Origin of the sequence: Lysinibacillus sp. GbtcB16, from assembly GCF_019091145.1 — a bacterium.
Classification (GTDB): domain Bacteria; phylum Bacillota; class Bacilli; order Bacillales_A; family Planococcaceae; genus Lysinibacillus; species Lysinibacillus fusiformis.
Genome location: NZ_JAGXJV010000394.1, coordinates 1 through 272, shown reverse-complemented (window position 1 = coordinate 272; position 272 = coordinate 1). Strand labels below are relative to the sequence as shown.

1 protein-coding gene is annotated in these 272 nt (G+C 47.4%); it reads right to left on the bottom strand.

Going from position 1 to position 272, the window contains the following annotated elements:
- Nucleotides 1-20: 20 nt before the first annotated feature.
- A partial coding sequence (locus tag KVT27_RS24665; protein ID WP_217582177.1) for a peptide-methionine (R)-S-oxide reductase occupies nucleotides 21-272 on the bottom strand: 252 nt, incomplete at its 5' end.

Sequence of the window (272 nt, the reverse complement as noted above, 5' to 3'; positions counted from 1 at the left end):
ATCCCTCCAGAAAGGATTTATTAATTAAAAAGCTTCACATACTCCCCGTAGCCTTTTTGTTCAAGCTCACCCTTCGGTATGAAATCCAATGACGCGGAATTGATGCAATAGCGTACGCCTGTTGGTGAAGGGCCGCTTTTGAACTTATGACCCAGGAAGGAATCGCCGCTCTTGCTTTTAACCTCAGGTGCTACGGACACGAAACCAGGGCTATTTTTCAAGACAAGATTGTCGGGCTCCAAAGGTTTGGTGAAATTCGGCCAGCCCACACC